General features: G+C 60.6%; 18 protein-coding genes. 11 read left to right on the forward strand and 7 right to left on the reverse strand.

The genetic code is table 11. From position 1 onward, the window contains the following. Nucleotides 1-5 precede the first annotated feature (5 nt). Nucleotides 6-734 carry a dienelactone hydrolase family protein gene (locus tag LRO94_RS09610; protein WP_179179312.1) on the forward strand — a complete coding sequence of 243 codons (729 nt, stop codon included), beginning with the start codon at nucleotides 6-8 and terminating at the stop codon, nucleotides 732-734. Nucleotides 735-847: 113 nt separating this feature from the next. Here the strand turns inward: LRO94_RS09610 and LRO94_RS09615 are convergent, their stop codons facing one another. Both LRO94_RS09615 and LRO94_RS09620 read right to left on the reverse strand, forming a co-directional pair. Next, nucleotides 848-1,714, reverse strand: a complete 867-nt coding sequence (locus tag LRO94_RS09615; RefSeq protein ID WP_179179311.1) for a pirin family protein — start codon at nucleotides 1,712-1,714, stop codon at nucleotides 848-850. Between the two features lie 64 nt (nucleotides 1,715-1,778). Next, entirely contained in the window at nucleotides 1,779-2,195 is a 417-nt protein-coding gene (locus tag LRO94_RS09620; protein WP_032889177.1) for an OsmC family protein, read from the reverse strand. 139 nt (nucleotides 2,196-2,334) lie between these two features. Here LRO94_RS09620 and LRO94_RS09625 point away from each other — a divergent pair, with 139 nt between their 5' ends. Continuing rightward, nucleotides 2,335-3,357, forward strand: a complete 1,023-nt coding sequence (locus tag LRO94_RS09625; RefSeq protein WP_179179310.1) for an amidohydrolase family protein — start codon at nucleotides 2,335-2,337, stop codon at nucleotides 3,355-3,357. A gap of 96 nt (nucleotides 3,358-3,453) precedes the next feature. Further along, on the forward strand, nucleotides 3,454-5,079 hold the full coding sequence (locus tag LRO94_RS09630; protein ID WP_099601489.1) for a methyl-accepting chemotaxis protein: 1,626 nt from the start codon (nucleotides 3,454-3,456) through the stop codon (nucleotides 5,077-5,079). Nucleotides 5,080-5,198: 119 nt separating this feature from the next. Here LRO94_RS09630 and fabB read toward each other — a convergent pair whose 3' ends face one another. From fabB to LRO94_RS09655, 5 genes are all read right to left on the reverse strand, one after another. After that, nucleotides 5,199-6,419, reverse strand: a complete 1,221-nt coding sequence (gene fabB / locus LRO94_RS09635) for a beta-ketoacyl-ACP synthase I (protein WP_012723103.1) — start codon at nucleotides 6,417-6,419, stop codon at nucleotides 5,199-5,201. 11 nt (nucleotides 6,420-6,430) lie between these two features. Then, nucleotides 6,431-6,946, reverse strand: a complete 516-nt coding sequence (gene fabA / locus LRO94_RS09640; protein WP_010211704.1) for a 3-hydroxyacyl-[acyl-carrier-protein] dehydratase FabA — start codon at nucleotides 6,944-6,946, stop codon at nucleotides 6,431-6,433. Between the two features lie 249 nt (nucleotides 6,947-7,195). Then, complete coding sequence (locus LRO94_RS09645; RefSeq protein WP_095184262.1) at nucleotides 7,196-9,097, reverse strand: ATP-binding protein; 1,902 nt, start codon at nucleotides 9,095-9,097, stop codon at nucleotides 7,196-7,198. After that, entirely contained in the window at nucleotides 9,094-10,023 is a 930-nt protein-coding gene (locus tag LRO94_RS09650; protein WP_122680090.1) for an ABC transporter substrate-binding protein, read from the reverse strand. The genes LRO94_RS09645 and LRO94_RS09650 overlap by 4 nt, the downstream gene beginning before the upstream one ends. Nucleotide 10,024: 1 nt before the next feature. After that, complete coding sequence (locus LRO94_RS09655) at nucleotides 10,025-12,145, reverse strand: TonB-dependent receptor plug domain-containing protein (protein ID WP_179179309.1); 2,121 nt, start codon at nucleotides 12,143-12,145, stop codon at nucleotides 10,025-10,027. 195 nt (nucleotides 12,146-12,340) lie between these two features. Between LRO94_RS09655 and LRO94_RS09660 the strand changes: the two genes are divergently transcribed. The 8 genes from LRO94_RS09660 (at nucleotide 12,341) to LRO94_RS09695 (ending at nucleotide 19,053) form a co-directional block, all read left to right on the forward strand. Beyond that, complete coding sequence (locus LRO94_RS09660) at nucleotides 12,341-13,366, forward strand: NAD(P)H-dependent glycerol-3-phosphate dehydrogenase (protein WP_179179308.1); 1,026 nt, start codon at nucleotides 12,341-12,343, stop codon at nucleotides 13,364-13,366. Nucleotides 13,367-13,376: 10 nt separating this feature from the next. Further along, entirely contained in the window at nucleotides 13,377-13,724 is a 348-nt protein-coding gene (locus LRO94_RS09665; RefSeq protein ID WP_179179307.1) for a DUF4389 domain-containing protein, read from the forward strand. Then, entirely contained in the window at nucleotides 13,721-14,170 is a 450-nt protein-coding gene (sixA, locus tag LRO94_RS09670) for a phosphohistidine phosphatase SixA (protein WP_179179306.1), read from the forward strand. The genes LRO94_RS09665 and sixA overlap by 4 nt, the downstream gene beginning before the upstream one ends. Before the next feature lie 85 nt (nucleotides 14,171-14,255). Next, nucleotides 14,256-15,905, forward strand: coding sequence for an AMP-binding protein (locus tag LRO94_RS09675; RefSeq protein WP_179179305.1), 1,650 nt, complete (start codon nucleotides 14,256-14,258; stop codon nucleotides 15,903-15,905). Nucleotides 15,906-15,935: 30 nt separating this feature from the next. After that, nucleotides 15,936-16,379: a hotdog fold thioesterase gene (locus LRO94_RS09680; protein ID WP_032889200.1), complete on the forward strand. Its 444-nt coding sequence runs from the start codon at nucleotides 15,936-15,938 to the stop codon at nucleotides 16,377-16,379. A 98-nt stretch (nucleotides 16,380-16,477) separates the two neighbouring features. Continuing rightward, nucleotides 16,478-17,281: an alpha/beta fold hydrolase gene (locus LRO94_RS09685; RefSeq protein ID WP_122680086.1), complete on the forward strand. Its 804-nt coding sequence runs from the start codon at nucleotides 16,478-16,480 to the stop codon at nucleotides 17,279-17,281. Next, the gene (locus tag LRO94_RS09690; RefSeq protein WP_179179304.1) at nucleotides 17,278-18,132 is read left to right on the forward strand and encodes an alpha/beta hydrolase; all 855 of its coding nucleotides are present in this window, start codon (nucleotides 17,278-17,280) and stop codon (nucleotides 18,130-18,132) included. The genes LRO94_RS09685 and LRO94_RS09690 overlap by 4 nt, the downstream gene beginning before the upstream one ends. A gap of 102 nt (nucleotides 18,133-18,234) precedes the next feature. Continuing rightward, on the forward strand, nucleotides 18,235-19,053 hold the full coding sequence (locus tag LRO94_RS09695; protein WP_095184268.1) for a DUF4892 domain-containing protein: 819 nt from the start codon (nucleotides 18,235-18,237) through the stop codon (nucleotides 19,051-19,053). Nucleotides 19,054-19,104 lie beyond the last annotated feature (51 nt).

Consider the following 19,104-nt stretch of genomic DNA (forward strand, 5'->3'; position numbering starts at 1 on the left):
AAATGATGAGCCAAGTCACTGTGCGTTCCGTGGTCTATCAGATTGATGGCCAGCCTTATGAGAGCCGCCTGGCATTCGATGCCAGCCACCAGGGTCCGTTGCCGGGCTTGTTGATGGCGCCGAACTGGATGGGCGTGAGTGCGGGTGCCGAAGAAATCGCAAAGGCCGTTGCCGGCAAAGGTTATGTGGTGCTGATTGCCGACTTGTACGGGCAAAGTGTGCGCCCGTCGAATGGCGACGACGCCGGTGCCGCGATGATGCCGTTGAAGAATGATCGCCCGTTGCTGAACAAGCGCATGCAGGCGGCCTTTGAGCAGTTGCAAGGTCAGACCGAAGCCGCAGTGGATACCTCGAAGCTGGCGACCTTTGGTTTCTGCTTTGGCGGTTGCTGCTCCCTGGAGCTGGCACGCACCGGCGCGCCGTTGAAGGCTGCGGTGTCCTTCCACGGCACCCTCGACACGCCGAATCCGGCGGACGCGAAGAACATCAAGGGCTCGGTGCTGGTGCTGCACGGTGCTTCCGACCCGTTGGTGCCAAAAGAGCAACTGCCGGCGTTCGAAGATGAAATGAACGCGGCCGGCGTGGACTGGCAATTGCTGAGCTACGGCGGTGCGGTGCATTCCTTCACTGACCCGGAGGCCAATGTGCCGGGCAAGATGATGTACGACGCGAAGACCGCAGCACGGGCCTTCCAGTCGATGCATAACTTGTTGGATGAAGTGTTCAAGGGCTAACGCTTAAGCGTTTGTTCCGGCCTCACCGAGGGCAAGTCCCTCCCACATGTTGACCGTGTGAATCCGATCAAGTGTGGGAGGGGCGGTGCGAAGATTCGACTTGCCCCCGTTTGCTATCTCAGGGGCAACTCAATTCTTTCAGTTTCACCTGGCACCGTCGGCCAATCCCTAGCGGCCCAGCGCTGCCTGGCCTGCTCGATCTTCAACGGATCGCTCGCGACAAAATTCCAATTGATCCGCCGTGGCCCATCCAGCGGTGCACCGCCAAACACCACCAGGTGGCAATCGCTCCCGGCGCACAGCGTCATCTCCTGTCCTGCCGGCAAGACCACCAGACTCTGCACCTCAAGCGCCTCGCCCTCCAACTGTGCTTCACCCTCCAGCACGTACACCGCCCGTTGCTCATGCTCGTCAGGGATCAGCAGGGTAGTGGCCGTCTGCATCCGCACCTCGGCATACAGCGTGGGCGACAGCACTGGCACTGGCGATTTCAGGCAAAACCCATTGCCGGCGATCATGCGAATCTGCACGCCCAAGTTGTCGCTGATCGGCAGGCTCGCCGCCGGGTGGTGGCTGTAATGGCCGGGCCCGGTTTCATGATCCTTGGGTGACGCAAGCCACACTTGCAACCCATGCAGGCTGAAGCCACTGGCCTTGAGTGCTTCGGGTGTGCGCTCCACATGGGCAATCGCGCTGCCGGCAGTCATCCAGCTGACATCACCCGCTTGCACCTCCTGGTCAGAACCCAAGCTGTCCTTATGCTGCAGTGCACCGTCGAACAGATAGGTGAGAGTGGATAGGCCGATATGCGGATGCTGACGGATATTCATGCCGCTGCCCGCTGGGTACTGGGTGGGCAACATGTGATCAAAGAACACAAAGGGCCCGACGCTACGGCATTCCCGTGAGGGCAAGGGGCGCAGGATCGGCTGGCCTTCGACGTCTTCGGGGCGAGGGCGGATCACGGTGAGGGTGGTCATGGTGCGTCCCAGTCTGAGCGGGTTAGGTGTAATTAAGCATAACCCGCTCGACGAGAGGTTGCCGCTATTGGCTGAATGCGCCTTCGGACAGCTGGGTCTCGATATTGATTTCGGCAGTGGTCATCAGCTTGTGCACCGGGCACTTGTCCGCCACGCGATGCAGTTCATCGCGCTGCGCGTCCGTGAGTACGCCCTTGAGGGTCAATTTGACGTTGAGTGTGTATTTGCCTTTTGGCTCTTCGGCGGCGTCGTGGGTGACTTCCACGGTCACGCCGGTCAGCGGGATATCTTTCTTCTGGGCATAGAGCCTGACGGTCAAGGCCTTGCACGACGCCAGCGCGGCATCGAAGTAATCGTGGGGGGAGGGCGCCGAGTCGTCGCCACCCAGGCTCTTGGGCAGGTCGGTGAACAGCTCGTGGTTGTTGATGTTGACGCTGTGGCGGAAGTTTTCAGCGTTCAATGTGTTCACGGTAACAGGCATGGCAAACCTCACAGGGTGGCAGGATGAAGGTCATGCAGTTATAGAGCATGCTGGCACTTCAGTGTTCCGCGTTTTTCCACGATGAACCTCGGCACAGGGCACAAGGTCTACCCGTATTGGCCCCCATTGAGGTTGTACCGTGCCCTGGATCCGCCTGAGTCTTGCCCTGTTGCTCGCCGCCGGTAGTCTCGCTGTGCAGGCGCGTGAGTATGCCTACAGCGACGCCCACCTGCATTACGTGGATTTTTTCCAGGAAACTGCCGGCATGGATAAATTGCTCAAGGCCATGGCCGAGAATCGCATCGAGCATGTGATGATTTCCGGCATTCCCGTTGCGAAGAAATGGCACGAAGACGAGCCCAAACGCCCGCGCTACTACGCCGGTGATGACGCCGATGCCTATTGGTACAGCGCCACTGACGTCATCGTCGCTGCGGCCGTGAACAAGCTCACCCCAGAACAGCGCCAGCATTTTCATCCGTTTCTAAGCGGCTTCAATCCCAACGACAAGAACTCTGCCGCCCATATCCAACGCATGCTCGACCTTAATCCAGGGCTCTGGCAGGGCATTGGAGAGGTGTTCACCCGTCACGATGACCTCACCGCGCTTACCTCAGGCGATACCCCGCGTGCCAACAACGAGGCAATGACGCGGATATACCACCTGGCCGCCGAAAACGACCTGCCGGTAATGCTGCACTCGAACATCACCTCCAAGCGCGAGCGTAACTCGCTGTATTTGGCTGAGATCGAAGAGCCGTTGCGCAACCACCCGCACACCCGTTTTATCTGGGCCCATGCCGGTACCAGCAAGGAAATTCACCGTCATCAGGTCCAGATGGACTTCCTGCTGCCCACGTTAAGCCGGATGCTGGAGGCTTATCCCAATCTGTATATCGACCTGTCCTGGAGCATGCTCACGCCGTATTTGCTGGACGATGCGGGTCAGCCTCGGCCGGAGTGGGTAAAGCTGGTGGAGCGCTTCCCGGAGCGTTTTATGCTGGGCTCGGACGTCGTAGGGCGTTTCAATAAGCTGGGTAAGGAAATGCGCCGCTTTGATCCCTTCCTCGATGCATTGCCCGAAGACGTCGCCCACAAGGTTGCACGGGATAACTTCCTGGCCATTCTGCCTAAACCACCTCGCGATGGTGGCGCACGTTGATATCGCGTTTTCGTCTTACGCAAATACAGTAGAGCGCCGATAACTTCCAGGAGACCGGCTGCAGGTGAATGCAGCGCTTTTGGAAGGATCCAGGCAATGAATATCCGTAGTTTGAATATTGCCCCGCGCGCCGGTTTGGGCTTTGGCGTGCTGGCGGTGATGGTGTTTGCTCTGGGCGGCTTTGCGCTGCTGCAGATGGCCAACATGCGCCAGCAGTCTGATCAGGTGGAAAACAACTGGCTGCCCAGCGTGATGGCAGTGGGGGAGATGAGCCAGGACGTGTTGCGTATTCGCGCGCTGACCTTGCGCTTGCTGGTCACCCGCGATCCCCAGGCCGTGGCGCAGAACGAGCAGAAAATCACCGAGATCAAAGCCGCGCTGCATAACGCCGAAGGGCTGTACGAAGCGTTGATCGTATTGCCCGAGGAGCGTGTGTTGTTTGATCGACTCAAGGTCGAGGAGCAGCGCTACCTGCAGCGCCAGGAGCAGGTGGTGGCGCTGTCCAAGGCTAACCGGCTGGAGGAAGCGATTCAGGTGGTCAACGGTGAGATGAATCAGCTGGCTGACGAAATGGCACTGACCTTGCGATCCCTGGTTAATCTAAACAAGGCCAGTGCCAACGAAGCGGCAAAGCAGGCACAGCATGTATTCAGCCAGTCGCGTACTTGGGTGATCGCCATGGTTGCCCTGGCCGCGCTGGTCACCATCGGCCTGGCGGTCTGGCTGACCCGCAGCATCGTGTTGCCACTGGCGCAGTCGCTCAAAGTTGCCCAGAACGTTGCCAGCGGCGATCTGACTGGGGAAATCATACTGAGTGGCAAGGATGAACCCGCGCGCTTGCAGCGGGCGCTCAAGGGGATGCAGGACACCTTGCGTGACACCATCCGGCGTATCTCGGAGTCTTCGAGTCAACTTGCGTCGGCGTCCGAGGAGCTCAGCTGCGTTACCGAGGATGCCACCCGTGGTTTGCACCAGCAAAGCCAGGAAATCGAACAGGCCGCAACGGCGGTCAACCAGATGACGGCCGCGGTGGAGGAGGTGGCAAGCAATGCTGTGGCCACGTCACAGGCATCCCGCGAGTCTGACCGTATCGCCCAGCAAGGGCGTGAGCAGGTGCATCAAACGGTAGTGTCGATTGAGGCGCTGGCCTCGGATGTGACCGCCAATGCGACCCAGGTCGAGGACTTGGCTCAGAAGGTCTATGGCATTAGCAAGGTGCTGGATGTGATTCGTTCGATTGCCGAGCAGACCAATCTGTTGGCGCTGAATGCTGCCATTGAGGCTGCGCGGGCAGGTGATGCGGGGCGCGGCTTTGCGGTGGTCGCCGACGAGGTGCGCGCGTTGGCTCATCGCACTCAGCAGTCGACGCAGGAAATCGAGCAGATGATCGGTGGGATTCAGCAAGGTACGGAGCAAGCCGTCAGTTCAATGCAGCAGAGCAACACCCGGGCGCGTTCCACCCTGGACATCGCCAAGTCGGCGGGGACGGCGCTGGAGGCAATTGCATCGGCGTTCACGCTGATCAATGAGCGCAACCTGGTGATTGCCAGTGCGTCCGAACAGCAGGCGGCGGTGGCGAGGGAGGTGGATCGCAACTTGATGAATATCCGCGACCTGGCGCATCAGACGTCCGCCGGAGCTAATCAGACCAGTGCGGCGAGTCAGGAGTTGTCGCGGTTGGCGGTGGATTTGAATTCGATGGTGGCGCGGTTTTCGGTGTAGTGCGCAGGTTGGGTGTATGTCCGTTGTTCAAGTAACGGATGTATACCCGGTCAACTCCAGTCTTCCATAAAAAAGCCCCGAACCAGTCGGGGCTTTTTCAGTGGATCAAGCTACAGGTCTTACTTACCCTGCCAGCGCTTCAGTACCAAGGTGGCGTTAGTGCCACCGAAGCCGAAGCTGTTGCTCATCACTGTGTCGATCTTGGCGTTTTCAACGGTCTTGGTCAGGATCGGCATATCGGCGACGACCGGGTCGATCTCGTCGATGTTGGCCGAACCGGCCATGAAGTTGCCTTCCATCATCAGCAGGCAGTAGATCGCTTCGTGAACGCCAGCGGCGCCCAAGGAGTGACCCGACAGGCTCTTGGTGGAGCTGATGGCCGGAGCCTTGTCGCCGAATACCGCACGTACACCTTCCATTTCCTTGGCGTCGCCGACCGGAGTCGAGGTGCCGTGGGTGTTCAGGTAGTCGATTGGGGTATCTACAGTGGACATGGCCATCTGCATGCAACGGATAGCGCCTTCACCGCTCGGGGCAACCATGTCGTAGCCGTCGGACGTCGCGCCGTAGCCAACGATTTCCGCGTAGATCTTGGCACCACGGGCCAGAGCGTGTTCCAGCTCCTCGACCACCACCATGCCGCCACCGCCGGCGATGACGAAGCCGTCACGCTTGGCGTCGTAGGCGCGGGAGGCCTTTTCCGGGGTTTCGTTGTACTGGGTGGACAGCGCGCCCATGGCGTCGAACAGGAACGACTGGCTCCAATGTTCTTCTTCACCGCCGCCGGCGAACACGATGTCCTGCTTGCCCAGCTGGATCTGCTCTACCGCAGTACCGATGCAGTGAGCACTGGTGGCGCAGGCGGAGGAGATCGAGTAGTTCACGCCCTTGATGGCGAACGGTGTGGCCAGACAGGCCGAAACGGTGCTGCCCATGGTCCGCGTTACACGGTACGGGCCAACGCGCTTCACGCCTTTCTCGCGCAGGATGTCCAGCGCTTCCATTTGGTTCAGGGTGGATGCGCCGCCCGAACCGGCGATCAGGCCGGTGCGTACGTTCGATACCTGGTCTTCGCTCAGGCCGGAGTCGGCGATGGCATCTTTCATGGCCAGATAGGCGTAGGCGGCAGCGTGGCCAACGAAGCGATAGATCTTGCGATCGATCAGTTCTTCGAGGGGCAGGTCGATGGAGCCGGAAACCTGGCTACGCAGACCCATTTCGGCATATTCCGGGTTGAAGCGGATGCCAGGGCGACTTGCACGCAGGTTAGCGGTGACGGTCTCTTTGTCATTGCCCAGGCAAGAAACGATGCCCAGACCAGTGATAACGACGCGGCGCATGCGGATAACCCTTAAAAGTTGTCAGTGGAAGTGAATACGCCGACCCGAAGGCCTTCGGCAGTATAGATCTCGCGACCGTCGACGCTCACCGAACCATCGGCGATGGCCAGGTTCAGCTTGCCCTTGAGGACGCGCTTGATCTGAATGTTGTAGGTGACTTTCTTGGCGGTCGGCAGGACCTGGCCAAAGAACTTCACTTCGCCCGAACCCAGGGCGCGGCCGCGGCCTGGCAAACCCTGCCAGCCGAGGAAGAAGCCGACCAGTTGCCACATGGCGTCGAGGCCCAGGCAACCTGGCATCACAGGGTCGCCTTCGAAATGGCAGGCGAAGAACCACAGGTCCGGGGTGATATCCAGCTCGGCGACCAATTCACCTTTGCCGTACTTGCCACCCTCTTCACTGATATGGGTGATGCGATCCACCATCAGCATGTTCGGGGCGGGCAGTTGCGCGTTACCTGGGCCGAACAGCTCACCGCGACTGCAGCGCAGCAGGTCTTCCCGAGTAAAGGCGTTTTGTTTGGTCATGCGAGCTCCTCAATAATCCCATGCGGCAGGGTAGGGCAAATCTTCCCGAACCGAATGAAGCGTTCATGCCTCATGTCGGCAGCCTACACATAGACTATTGCGTTGTAGTGAAAGTCACAGCGTTAGGCACTGAATGTACACTTGTTCACTGAAATTTTAAACCGGGCCCGTTTGAGGGGCCCGTTCGGGTGCCTAAGACTGCCGCACTTTCGTCTTTCACGCCAGTCGGACTTGGTTGATGGCGCACCGCTATTGCACCCAACGCTGCAGGATTTGCTGTAAATCCGTACGTTTGAACGGCTTGGCCAGGTAATCGTTCATGCCCGCCGCCAGGCAGGCTTCGCGGTCGCCCTGTAAGGCGTTGGCGGTGAGAGCGATGATTGGCAGGTCGGCACACCCTGGCAACTGGCGAATCTGCCGGGTGGCTTCGTAGCCATCAATCAGCGGCAGTCGGCAATCCATCAGGATCGCCGTGAAAATTAGGCTCTCGGCACTGCGGATCGCTTCGGCACCGTCAGTGGCCAGGCTCACTTCGAACCCCAGGCTGCGCAGCATCGCTTCCACCACGGTGCGGTTGACCGGATTGTCCTCCACCAGCAACACATGGCGGCCATCACCAGCACTGTGCTTGCCCTCAGCATTCTGGGCCACCGCGGGCAGGCTTTGTTGATCCAGGGCCAGTGGAATTTCCAAGGTAAACACCGAGCCACGGCCTTCTTCGCTCTGAGCGCGGAGGGTGCCGCCCATGCGCTCGGCCAGGGTGCGGGCGATGGGAAGTCCCAGCCCGGTGCCGCCGTAACGTCTTGAAATGGAACTGTCGGCCTGCTGGAACGCATCGAACATCAATTCCAGGCGTTCCGTGGAAATTCCGATGCCACTGTCACGCACGGTGCAGGTGAACCACACAAGCTCATGGTCGAGGGTTTGCCAATGGGGTTCGACGCTCACGCTGCCGTGCTCGGTGAACTTCAAGGCATTGCCGATCAGGTTCACCAGAATCTGGCGGATCCGCGTCGGATCCCCCTGCACTCGGAGTGCATCCATGCCCGGCGGGATCGGCAGCTTGAGCACCAGCCCACGCTGCTGCGCGCTGTGCTGGAAGGCCTGGGCGCAACTGTTGATCAGGTCGGCCAGGTTGAACGAAATATGTTCCAGCTCCAGGGCCTCGCGTTCGATACGCGAGAAGTCGAGGATATCGTTGATCACTTTGAGCAGATGCTCGGTGGACTCGGAGGCCAGCGCCGCGTATTCAGTCTGCTCCTCGGTCATCTCGGTGGTTTCCAGCAGTTGCAGCATGCCCAGTACGCCGTTCATCGGCGTGCGCAGTTCGTGGCTCATCATCGCCAGGAAGTCTGACTTCGCATTGTTGGCACGCTCGGCTTCTTCACGGGTCTGGATCAGTTGCGCCATGGCCTGCTGCTGTTCACGACTGGCCTGGTTGAGGCCTTCGGCCAAATTGTTGATGTGCCTCGAAAGGTCGCCCAGTTCTGAATCATCCACAATCGGCAGTGGCGTCTTGTAGTCGCCTTGCTGGATCGCCTTGACGGCATTGCCCATGGCGCTGATCGGTTGCGACAGGCTGGCGGCCAGGCGCCGGGCGAGCAGGAAGGTAAACAGCAGGGCGAACAACGCCAGGATGCCCGCCTTGAACAGAATCTCCTGTTGACGCTGGCTGAAGGCGTCATTGGACATGCCGACAATCACCCGTCCCAGGTAATCCGCGCGCGGCGCCTTGGATTCGTTGAGGTTGTCCTCGAAAAAGTCGTTGCCCAGCTGGATATGTTGCAGGCGGATCGGCGCCTGGAAGACTTTCACCGACAGCGAGCGGTCGTGTTTCTCCGACGGCTGCTCGACGTACACCAGAATGTTTTCGCTGCTGTCCTGAATCTCCAGGAAGCGCACATGGGGCGTGGCCAATGTCGCGCGCAGCAGGCTATCAAGCACATCGTTGTTGCCTGAGATCACGCCGTATTCGGTGGCGGGCGCGAGCTGGTTGGCGATCAGTTGGCCCGTGTGGTCCAGTTCCTGGCGCAGGTCCTGGATACGCACGAAAGTGAAAAAGCTGATCAGCAGCAACGTCAGCAACAGTGCCGGACCCAGGGTGATGAGCTGGGTGCGTGTGTTGATGTCCCAACGACGACGCAAGGTCATGGGCGTTTTTCTCCTTCTGCCAATCGGGCGGCGACTCTGGCTTCGTCCACCTGTTCAATGCCCAGTGAGCGCGCGACCTGCGGGTTGCCCAAGACTTTGAAATGTTCTGGATACAGTGATCGTGGCCAACTGGCCGGCGGCTGGTCCAGCAAGCGGTCGAGTACCGCCAGCCAGTCGGTCTGGTCGCTGTAGGTGCTGGCCAGGCTGCCGGCGCGCACAAACCCGGCATTCGGGCCCACCAGCGGTAATTGCTGGGCGTAGCTGCTCAGCAGCAGGTTTTTCACGGTCTTTGGGTTGTACAGTTGCGGGTCGTCGAGGCCCAGCAGTACGTGGCTGCTCCTGAACAGGTTTTGCAGTGGGCGGCTGTCGTTTGTGTTGTCCCAGCGCTGAGGTTCGATGGCCAGCTCCAGCGCCTCTGCATAGCGGCGTAGCTCGGGCAGCAGGAATTCGCTCTCGGTGCTGTAGAGCACACCGATGCGCTGCGCCTGGGGCAGGATGCTGGTGATCAGGCGCAGTTGGCGTTCCAGCGGTGGGTCGCTCCACAACAGGCTGATCCGCGCGTGCCGCGAGGCCTCCGGACGTTGGTGGGCTTGTAGCCGACTGATGCGCATCACCAGGGTCGGCGGGCCTTGTAGGTCCTGCAGACGCCAGTCCAGGCCAGGCAGGTCCAGCAGGATCAAGCGCGTACTGGAGGGCAAGCGGCTGGGCGCGGGCAAGTCCTTGAGAGGAGTGAAAGTAACGTGGTCTTCGGGGCGTTGCTGGGCCAGGGCCCGGGCAAAGGCTTGCACGCCTGCACCGTCTTCGTCTGCGGTCAGCAGGATTTCGGCGCTCCACGCCGGTGCCGCCAGCAACAGGCAGGCCAGCAGCACGGCGCGTCGGCAGCACTTATAGATAAAGAAGCGGGTCATCCGTGACGAGTCGCCCATGTCAGAACTCTAGCTCCGCGCTGAAGTAGAGGACGTGGCGATGGTCGTAAGTGTTGTCGGCCCAAGTGGTGGGCTGGTTATCGAGGCGTTCTTGCAGCATGCCGGCCAGCTCCACGTTGGCGTTGCCCAGGGCAATGCGCTTGGCCACCCGCAGGTCGACCCGTTCGAAGCGATATTGGTTGAGTGCGTCATCGCCATAGTAGAACAGCGCGCTGGACCAGCCGCGGCCCCATTCGCGCAACCAGCCGGCGGAGCCACTGTTGCGCGCCGTCTGGGCTTTGTCCAGAGGGTTGCTGGTGGCGGCGTCGACGTAAGCATAGGTCAGCCGCAGACGATCGGCGCTGCTCACCCGCCAATCGAATTGCGACTCGGCACCGGTGAACCGCGAACTGTTGGCGTTGCTGGCGATGTACTGGTTGTTGCGCAGGGGCGAGCTGATCATGTCGGTGATTTCGTCATAGAACAGTTTCACGTCCATGGTCAGCCCGAGATCGGCAAAGAACCCGTTGTATCCCAGTTCCCGCGAGCGCATCAGTTCCTTGTCCAAATTGCCCGGGCCCCGGGTCTTCACGAAGTACTGCCCGGAGCTCTGCCCGTAGGCCGGTGAGCTTAGGTTGGTGACGCGATAGCTCCAGTTGACGTTGTTCTCGAACATGTCCGGTGAACGGATGGCTTCGGAATACACCGCGCGCAGGCCGTGGCGCGGGTTGATCAAATAGTTGACCGCCACTCTTGGCGTAAGTGAGTGGCCACTCAGTTGTGTGTCTTCGAACATGGCGCCGCCTTGGAGCAGCCAATGCTCGCTGGCGCGCCATTCCAACTGGCCGAACAGGCGCCAGGTGGTGTCGTCCAGGGTGCCGTTGAAGTAGGTGTCGGAATCGGCGCGGTCGTAGCGGTAGTTCATGCCGCTGACCAGGCGCAGGCTGTCGGACAGGCTGAGGGTGTCTTGAATCTCCAGGTCGTAGCGGCTTTCGCGAGTGCTCTGGTCGATGTCACCGCACACACTCTGGTTCGCGCCGTTACGCCACTGGTCCAGCACCTGATTGGCCAGGGCTTGCTCGGCGGCACTGCCCGGCGGTGCGGTGCCTTGGCTGTAGGTGTCCATGTGCCGGGCCAGCAGTTCGGCGTAATTTGGGTTCAATTGCCACAACTGGGTCAGCTCGGGGCTGAACGAGACTTTGGCGTCGCAGGCCTTCCAAATTTGCCGGCGATTCCACTGCTGGGCCGAGCCTTGGATATACAGGCTGTGCTCGGGATTTAAGTCGATGTTCCAGCGCAGGGAGCCGGCGTAGTCCTTGGCCGCGACGTCGGAGTTGTTACCGCCTTCGGTAATCCCGGCAAATACTGGGGTGTAGGTATACGGACGCTGATTGGTGCCTTCCTTGGCATCCAGTTGCCAGTCGATGCTCTGCTGCGCGTTCAACGTCTGGCTCATTGCCAGGCTGAAGCGGTTGAGGCGGCGACCGTCGCGGCGATCAGCACCGGCGGCATCGCTGTCGAAGCCATCGTCCTGCTGCCCGGACAGGGACAGGCGCAAATCACCGGTTTCCCAGCCCACGCCCTGGCTGGCATAGAAGTCGTTGATCCCACGTTCGCCCCGAATCAGCTTTACCCTTGAGCCGTGGCTGTTGGCCGGTGAGCGCGTAAGAATATTGACCACTGCCATCAACGCATTGGCGCCGTAGCTGACGGTGTTGGGGCCGCGGAAGACTTCGATACGCTCGATATCCTCCATGGCCACAGGAATATCGCTCCAGTCCACCGTGGCGAGGCCGGCGCGGTATACCGAACGCCCGTCGATCAACACCTGCATGCGCCGCGCATCGTTGGCACTGGTGCCGTGGTAGTTCACTGCAGCCTGGTTGCCGGTGGTGTAGCCGACCATCATTCCCGGCACCAGGCGTAGCAGTTCGCTGATGTCCCGTGCGCCGCTGGCTTTGATCAGCTCGCTATCGATCACGGTCATGCTGCCGGGTACGGCGGCGGCCGATTGCTTGAGGCGTGTGGCGGTCAATACCTGCGGCAGCGGCTGGCTGTCGAGGAACAGATCGTCAGCCAGCACTGATGTACTGCACAACAGCAATAGCAGTAGAGACGAATGGGAAGAAGGGCCCAAATACACGACACGGCCTTGATAATGACGGATAGCCGCCCATGTTAACTGAGGCTGGGGTATTTGCCAGTCAGTGCCTTTGCAATTACGTCACACGAGTAGGGCATTTTCCCACAGACGCACGAATTGAAACGGGGGCTGGCCGCAAGCGGGTCGCTCCGTATAATGCCGCCATCGCCACTGGTATGGATTAACGGATTGCATATGACTGAGCAGCGCCCTATTGCGGTCCTGGGAGGCGGGAGTTTTGGTACCGCCGTGGCTAACCTGCTGGCCGAGAACGGTCACGCGGTGCGTCAGTGGATGCGCGATCCCGAGCAGGCCGAGGCCATCCGCGTGCATCGGGAAAACCCTCGTTACCTCAAAGGCATCAAGATTCATCCGGCGGTCGAGCCGGTCACCGATCTGTTGGCTACCCTGACGGACTGCGATCTGTGCTTTGTCGCGCTGCCCTCCAGTGCCTTGCGCTCGGTATTGGCGCCCCATGCCGAACGTCTGGCAGGCAAGATGCTGGTCAGCCTGACCAAGGGCATCGAGGCGCAAACCTTCAAGTTGATGAGCGAAATCCTTGAAGAAATCGCGCCCCAGGCACGTATTGGCGTGTTGTCCGGGCCGAATCTCGCGCGGGAAGTCGCCGAGCACGCGCTGACCGCCACTGTGGTCGCCAGCGAAGACGAAGCCCTGTGCGAACGTGTCCAGGCGGTGCTGCATGGCCGTACTTTCCGCGTGTATGCCAGTGGTGATCGTTTCGGCGTCGAGTTGGGCGGTGCGCTCAAGAACGTCTACGCCATCATCGCCGGTATGGCAGTGGCGCTGGGCATGGGCGAAAACACCAAGAGCATGCTGATCACCCGTGCACTGGCGGAAATGACGCGCTTTGCGGTGAACCAAGGCGCCAACCCGATGACATTTCTCGGCCTTGCAGGCGTCGGCGACCTGATCGTTACGTGTTCGTCGCCGAAAAGTCGCAACTACCAGGTGGGTTTCGCCCTAGGCCAGGGGCTGAGCCTCGAAGACGCGGTGACGCGTCTGGGGGAAGTGGCCGAAGGCGTCAACACTCTCAAGGTACTGAAAGCCAAGGCCCAGGAAGTGGGCGTGTACATGCCGCTGGTCGCGGGGTTGCACGCGATCCTGTTTGAAGGGCGCACTTTGAACCAGGTTATCGAGTTGCTGATGCGCGCCGAGCCGAAAACCGATGTCGACTTTATTTCCACCAGTGGTTTCAACTGAGGAACGCGTCATGAACGATCCGAAAGCAGCCCCCAAGTACGAATCCATTGTCCTGCGCATCCTGTGGATGCTGGTGTTTGCCCTGGTGTGGCAAGTGGCGCAATTCATTCTCGGCGCGTTGATCGTGGTGCAACTGATCTATCGACTGATCTACGGCGCGCCGAACCTGGGCCTGATGAATTTTGGCGACAGCCTCAGCCAGTTCCTGGCGCAGATCGGCCGTTTCGGCAGCTTCCATAGCGAGCAGAAGCCTTGGCCGTTCGCCGACTGGCCAACCCCGCGCGCGCCCGAGGGCGAAGCCGCTCACAGCGTACCGCCGGCGCCGCACCCTGTGCGCGATGAAGAGCCGAAACTGTGAAACTGTGGATTTTGCGCCACGGCGAGGCAGAAGGGCATGCCCGCACCGACGCCGAACGTAACCTTACTGAGCATGGCCGTGGCGAAGTGTTGCGCAGTGCCGCGCATCTGATTGGCCAACCGCTCAGCGCCATTATCGCCAGCCCCTATGTGCGGGCGCAGCAAACCGCGCAATTGGTACGCGACGTGTTGGGGTTCGAGCCAGAAGTCCGCACCGTGCCTTGGCTGACACCGGAGGGCAACCCACTGCAGGTGCTGGAACAGCTCGACACGGATGACAATGTGCTGCTGGTCAGTCATCAGCCCTTGGTCGGCAGCTTGATCAGCTTTTTGCAGCACGGCCATCAGCGCCAGCCAGAGCCGATGTACACCGCCAGCCTGGCGGAATTGGAGGGTGACTTCCCGTTGGCCGGGCTGATGAGCCTGGTAAGTGTGAAGAACCCGTAGGCAATACCGCTGCTTTGTGTGTGCTATACAGTCAACCAAGCAAGTGCTTGGTTGGCTATGATCGGACCACAAAGGAGCGCGTCCCATGCCCGTCGCTGTTCGTTTGCCGTTGCAGCTCTTCTTCGAACGTGAAGCGCGACACCCGCGCCAGGCTTATCTGGTTCAACCCGTTGGCGGGGGCGAGGTGCAGACCCTCACTTGGGGCGACGTTGGCCAACAGGCTCGTCGCGCTGCGCACTGGCTGCGCGCCAGGGAGCTTCCTCACGGCTCGCACATTGCCCTGATCTCGAAAAACTGCGCCCACTGGATCATCGCCGATCTGGCAATCTGGATGGCGGGGCATGTTTCGGTCCCTCTTTACCCCAATCTCACCGCCGACTCCGTTGGTCACGTACTCACTCATTCCGAGGCGGCGCTGGTGTTTGTCGGCAAGCTCGATGATTGGCCTGCCATGGCCCCCGGCGTTCCGGACGGTGTTGCGACCATCAGCCTGCCGCTGTGCCCACCCGGCGCGTTCGACTTCACGTGGGCAGACCTGCAAACCTGCTCACCGATCCAGGACAGCCCCGCACCCGTTGCCTCTGAACTGGCTACTGTCATCTACACGTCTGGCACCACGGGCTTGCCCAAGGGCGTGATGCACAGCTTTGGCACCCTGGGGTTTGCCGCCACACACGGTACTGAGTTGTTTGGCCTGGGGGAGGGCGACCGGCTGCTGTCGTACCTGCCGCTGTGCCATGTGGCTGAGCGGATGTTTGTAGAGATGGCCTCAATCTACACCGGGCAAACGGTATTTTTCGCCGAGAGCCTGGATACCTTTCTGACGGATTTGCGCAGGGCGAGGCCTACAGCGCTGTTTGGTGTGCCGCGTATCTGGACCAAATTCCAGCTGGGTGTTTACAGCAAGATCCCGGAAAAACGCCTGGACACCCTGCTGCGGCTGCCGTTCATCGGCAAGCGCGTAGGTCACAAGGTGCTCGCCGGCCTCGGGTTGGATGCACTGCGAATTGCGTTGTCCGGTGCCGCGCCGGTTCCCGAGGCCTTGCTGCGATGGTATCAACGCCTGGGCCTGGATGTGCTGGAGGTGTATGGCATGACCGAGAGCTGCGGCTATTCCCATGTGTGTCGTCCCGGCCAGCAGACAATCGGCTGGATCGGCCTGCCGTGCCCCGGTGTGGAAGTGCGCATCGATGCGTCGGGTGAGGTGCAGGTGCGCAGCGGCGCGACCATGCTCGGCTATTTCAAGGATCCTGGAAAAACCGCTGAAACCCTTACTGGGGACGGCTTCCTGCGCACGGGCGATAAAGGTGAGCAGGACGCTGAGGGTCGCCTGCGCTTGACCGGACGCCTCAAGGAGATCTTCAAGACCAGCAAGGGCAAATACGTGGCTCCGGCGCCGATTGAGAACCGTCTGGCGGAGCACGCGCGCATCGAACAAGTCTGCGTGGTGGGCGATGGCCTTGGCGCGCCAATCGGTTTGTGTGTGCTGTCAGCGCAGGACCAGGACCGGCAAGCGCTTGGCGCCAGCCTCGAACGCTGGCTGGAGCAGGTCAACCAGACGCTGGATAAACATGAGCGTTTGCGCCGTTTGGTGGTGGTCAAGGACAACTGGGCGGTGGAGAACGGCTTTCTGACCCCGACCTTGAAGATCAAGCGCAACGTGATCGAATCGACTTACGGTCCACAGTTTCAGGACTGGAGCGAGCGTTCCGAGGCGGTTGTGTGGCAGGATTAGGGTCATCATAAAACCAACAAGGACAACCGCATGAGCCTGTGGCGTACCCAACCGAATATCGAACAACTCAACGCCATCCAGAAAAACACCATCGGTGAACTGCTGGATATTCGCTTTGAAAGCTTCGACGACGAATCCCTGACCGCCAGCATGGTGGTTGATCACCGCACCCATCAACCTTACGGCCTGCTGCACGGCGGCGCTTCGGTGGTGCTGGCCGAAAGCGTTGGCTCTATGGCGGCTTACCTGTGCGTCGACGCCAGCAAGTTCTATTGCGTGGGCCTGGAGGTCAACGCCAATCACCTGCGTGGCGTGCGCAGTGGGCGAGTGACTGCGGTGGCCAGGGCGATCCATATCGGGCGCACCACCCAGGTGTGGGATATCCGCCTGACCACGGAAGATGGCAAGGCCAGCTGCGTTTCACGTCTGACCATGGCCGTGGTTCCGCTGGGCGAGAACCCGCCGGCACGATAGGCGTGGCGTGAGTGTCATCATTCCTGGCAGTTACAGTCATTGCTGTGCTGCCCTGGCATGGTGACAATCAATTTTCTGTTTTTGTAGATGGGTCCGGTATGTCGCAGCATGTGTTTTTTACTCACGCCAATGGCTTCCCTTCGGCCACCTACGGCAAGCTGTTTGCCGCCTTGGCGCCGGAGTACGCAGTGGCTCACCTGCCGCAGCACGGTCACGACCCCAGGTTCCCGGTGGACGATAACTGGCAGAATCTGGTGGACGAGTTGATCCACCATCTGGAGCAGCAGCCGGAGCCGGTATGGGGTGTGGGCCACTCTCTGGGCGGTGTGTTGCATTTGCACGCCGCCATGCGTTGCCCACAGTTCTATCGCGGCGTGGTGATGCTCGATTCGCCAGTGCTGACCCGCGCGGACCGCTGGGTGATCCGCGCCGCCAAGCGTTTCGGCTTTATCGATCGCCTGACCCCGGCCGGCCGCACGCTGGGCCGTCGTGAAGAGTTCAGCGACATCGACGCCGCGCGTAGTTACTTCGCTGGCAAGACCCTGTTCCGTGGCTTCGACCCGGAATGTTTCGACGCGTACTTGCAACACGGGCTTTACCAGGCGGGTGATCGCCTGCGCCTGCGCTTCGACCCAGCCACCGAAATCAGCATCTACCGTGGCGTACCCCACACCAGCCCCGGCCAGGTGCGCCAACTGAAGGTGCCGCTGGCAGTGGTGCGTGGCCGCCAGAGCCGGGTAGTGATGCGTCACCACGCCAGCGGGGTCGACCGTCTGCCCATGGGTGAAATGCTCACCATGCCCGGTGGCCATATGTTCCCACTCGAACGCCCTCAGGACACCGCGACCTTGATCAAAACCCTGTTCACTCGCTGGGAAGCCCGTGAGCGCAGTTGCGCATGAGCACGCCGGTCGAAGAAGTGCGCCTGAGCCTGCCCCATATCGAATTGGCGGCCCATCTATTTGGCCCCGAGGATGGGTTGCCAGTGATTGCCCTACATGGCTGGCTGGACAATGCCAACAGTTTTGCGCGTCTGGCGCCCAAGCTTTCAGGGTTGCGTATCGTGGCCCTGGACATGGCGGGCCATGGGCATTCCGCGCATCGTCCTACGGGTGCCGGATATGCCTTGTGGGATTACGTCCACGATGTACTGCAAGTCGCCGAGCAACTGGGTTGGAAACGTTTTGCATTACTTGGCCACTCCCTGGGAGCCATCGTTTCCCTGGTACTGGCCGGCGCGTTGCCGGAGCGGGTAACGCACTTGGGTTTGATCGACGGCGTGATCCCACCCACCGCCAGTGGTGAGAACGCTGCGGAACGTTTGGGCATGGCATTGCAGGCGCAATTGAACCTGCAGGGCAAGCGCAAACCTGTCTACAGCACTCTGGATCTAGCGGTCGAAGCGCGCATGAAAGGCTTGGTCGCCATCAGCCGTGAAGCCGCAGAGCTACTGGCCCAGCGCGGTTTGATGCCGGTGCCGGGTGGTTACACCTGGCGTACGGACAGTCGCCTCACCCTGGCTTCGCCGATGCGTCTGACCGATGAGCAGGCAATGGCGTTCGTGCGGCGAGTGGGTTGCCCTACGCAGTTGGTGGTTGCCGCCGACGGTATGTTGGCGAAACATCCTGACTTGCTTTCCCAGCTGCCCTTTGCGGTAACCACGCTGCCAGGCGGCCATCATTTGCACCTGAATGATGAGCCCGGCGCAGTCCTTGTTGCAGACTGTTTCAATCGGTTCTTCTCCGCGCCTTGACTTGGGGCGGTCAACTGCCGAGGCTGGGCGGATTGAAAGGGAGTCAACCATGAATGTTTTCAACACCGCTACGACCTCCAATGGCCAGGGCTTTTTGAGCTTATGAGCGTGCGTAACGGATGTATCCGTATCCTGGGGCTGAGCCTGCTCAGCCCAATGGTATTCGCCGCCGACCTGCCGGGCAGCCAGGACCTGCCCACCGTGGCCCGACAGGTCGACACACAAATTGTCGATTACCGTCCCGCCGAAGAAAAAGAACGCATCTACCCCATGGGTGCGATCCGCAAGATCAGTGGCCAACTGCGCTATGAAGGCCAGGCCACCGCCCGGGGCCAAACCACCGCCATCACCTATGAACTGCCCGCTGAACACAGCTCCAGCGCCGCGTTCACCGCGACCCGCGAAGCATTGCAGGCAAAGGGTGCACAGCTGTTGTTCTGGTGTAAGGCCCGCGACTGCGGCGAGAGCAGCCTGTGGGCCAATGAGGTGTTCGGCAACGCCAAGCTGGTCGGCGCCGATGGCCAGCAGGAATACCTGCTGTTGCGTCTGGCCGCACCGCAGGACAATTCCTTGGTGGCGTTGTACGGCATCACCCGAGGCAACCGCCGTGCCTATCTGCATGTGGAACAACTGGACGCCAGCGCACCGCTGGGTGACCTGCTGCCCACCTCCGCGACCCTCTTGCGCGAATTGAAAAGCACCGGCGAACTGGATTTCCCAGCGCTGGGCGCCGAGCCTGACGACACCTGGTTGACCCTCATCTCCCGTGGCTTGAACCTCGATACCACCCTGCGCGTCAGCTTGACCGGCACCCACGCCGAAGTCTGGCGCCAGGCTTTGGTCGAAAAAGGCGTGCGCGCTGCGCGCCTTGAAACCGGAACCGGTGAAACCAAAGGTCTGCACCTGCATCTGATACGCTGACCCATATAAGGCGAACGGACCCGCGCCGTTCGCCTAAGCTTTCTTCCTACA

The sequence above is a fragment of the Pseudomonas sivasensis genome, assembly GCF_021391435.1.
Classification (GTDB): domain Bacteria; phylum Pseudomonadota; class Gammaproteobacteria; order Pseudomonadales; family Pseudomonadaceae; genus Aquipseudomonas; species Aquipseudomonas sivasensis.

Excerpts from the sequence above, each read along its gene's own strand:
- LRO94_RS09680 (WP_032889200.1), top strand. The coding sequence starts at position 15,936 with ATGAGCCTGTGGCGTACCCAACCGAATATCGAACAACTCAACGCCATC.
- LRO94_RS09695 (WP_095184268.1), top strand. The coding sequence starts at position 18,235 with ATGAGCGTGCGTAACGGATGTATCCGTATCCTGGGGCTGAGCCTGCTC.
- LRO94_RS09645 (WP_095184262.1), bottom strand. The coding sequence starts at position 9,097 with ATGACCTTGCGTCGTCGTTGGGACATCAACACACGCACCCAGCTCATC.
- LRO94_RS09660 (WP_179179308.1), top strand. The coding sequence starts at position 12,341 with ATGACTGAGCAGCGCCCTATTGCGGTCCTGGGAGGCGGGAGTTTTGGT.
- LRO94_RS09615 (WP_179179311.1), bottom strand. The coding sequence starts at position 1,714 with ATGACCACCCTCACCGTGATCCGCCCTCGCCCCGAAGACGTCGAAGGC.
- LRO94_RS09630 (WP_099601489.1), top strand. The coding sequence starts at position 3,454 with ATGAATATCCGTAGTTTGAATATTGCCCCGCGCGCCGGTTTGGGCTTT.
- fabB (WP_012723103.1), bottom strand. The coding sequence starts at position 6,419 with ATGCGCCGCGTCGTTATCACTGGTCTGGGCATCGTTTCTTGCCTGGGC.
- LRO94_RS09675 (WP_179179305.1), top strand. The coding sequence starts at position 14,256 with ATGCCCGTCGCTGTTCGTTTGCCGTTGCAGCTCTTCTTCGAACGTGAA.
- LRO94_RS09610 (WP_179179312.1), top strand. The coding sequence starts at position 6 with ATGAGCCAAGTCACTGTGCGTTCCGTGGTCTATCAGATTGATGGCCAG.
- LRO94_RS09650 (WP_122680090.1), bottom strand. The coding sequence starts at position 10,023 with ATGGGCGACTCGTCACGGATGACCCGCTTCTTTATCTATAAGTGCTGC.
- LRO94_RS09685 (WP_122680086.1), top strand. The coding sequence starts at position 16,478 with ATGTCGCAGCATGTGTTTTTTACTCACGCCAATGGCTTCCCTTCGGCC.
- LRO94_RS09665 (WP_179179307.1), top strand. The coding sequence starts at position 13,377 with ATGAACGATCCGAAAGCAGCCCCCAAGTACGAATCCATTGTCCTGCGC.
- LRO94_RS09620 (WP_032889177.1), bottom strand. The coding sequence starts at position 2,195 with ATGCCTGTTACCGTGAACACATTGAACGCTGAAAACTTCCGCCACAGC.
- fabA (WP_010211704.1), bottom strand. The coding sequence starts at position 6,946 with ATGACCAAACAAAACGCCTTTACTCGGGAAGACCTGCTGCGCTGCAGT.
- LRO94_RS09690 (WP_179179304.1), top strand. The coding sequence starts at position 17,278 with ATGAGCACGCCGGTCGAAGAAGTGCGCCTGAGCCTGCCCCATATCGAA.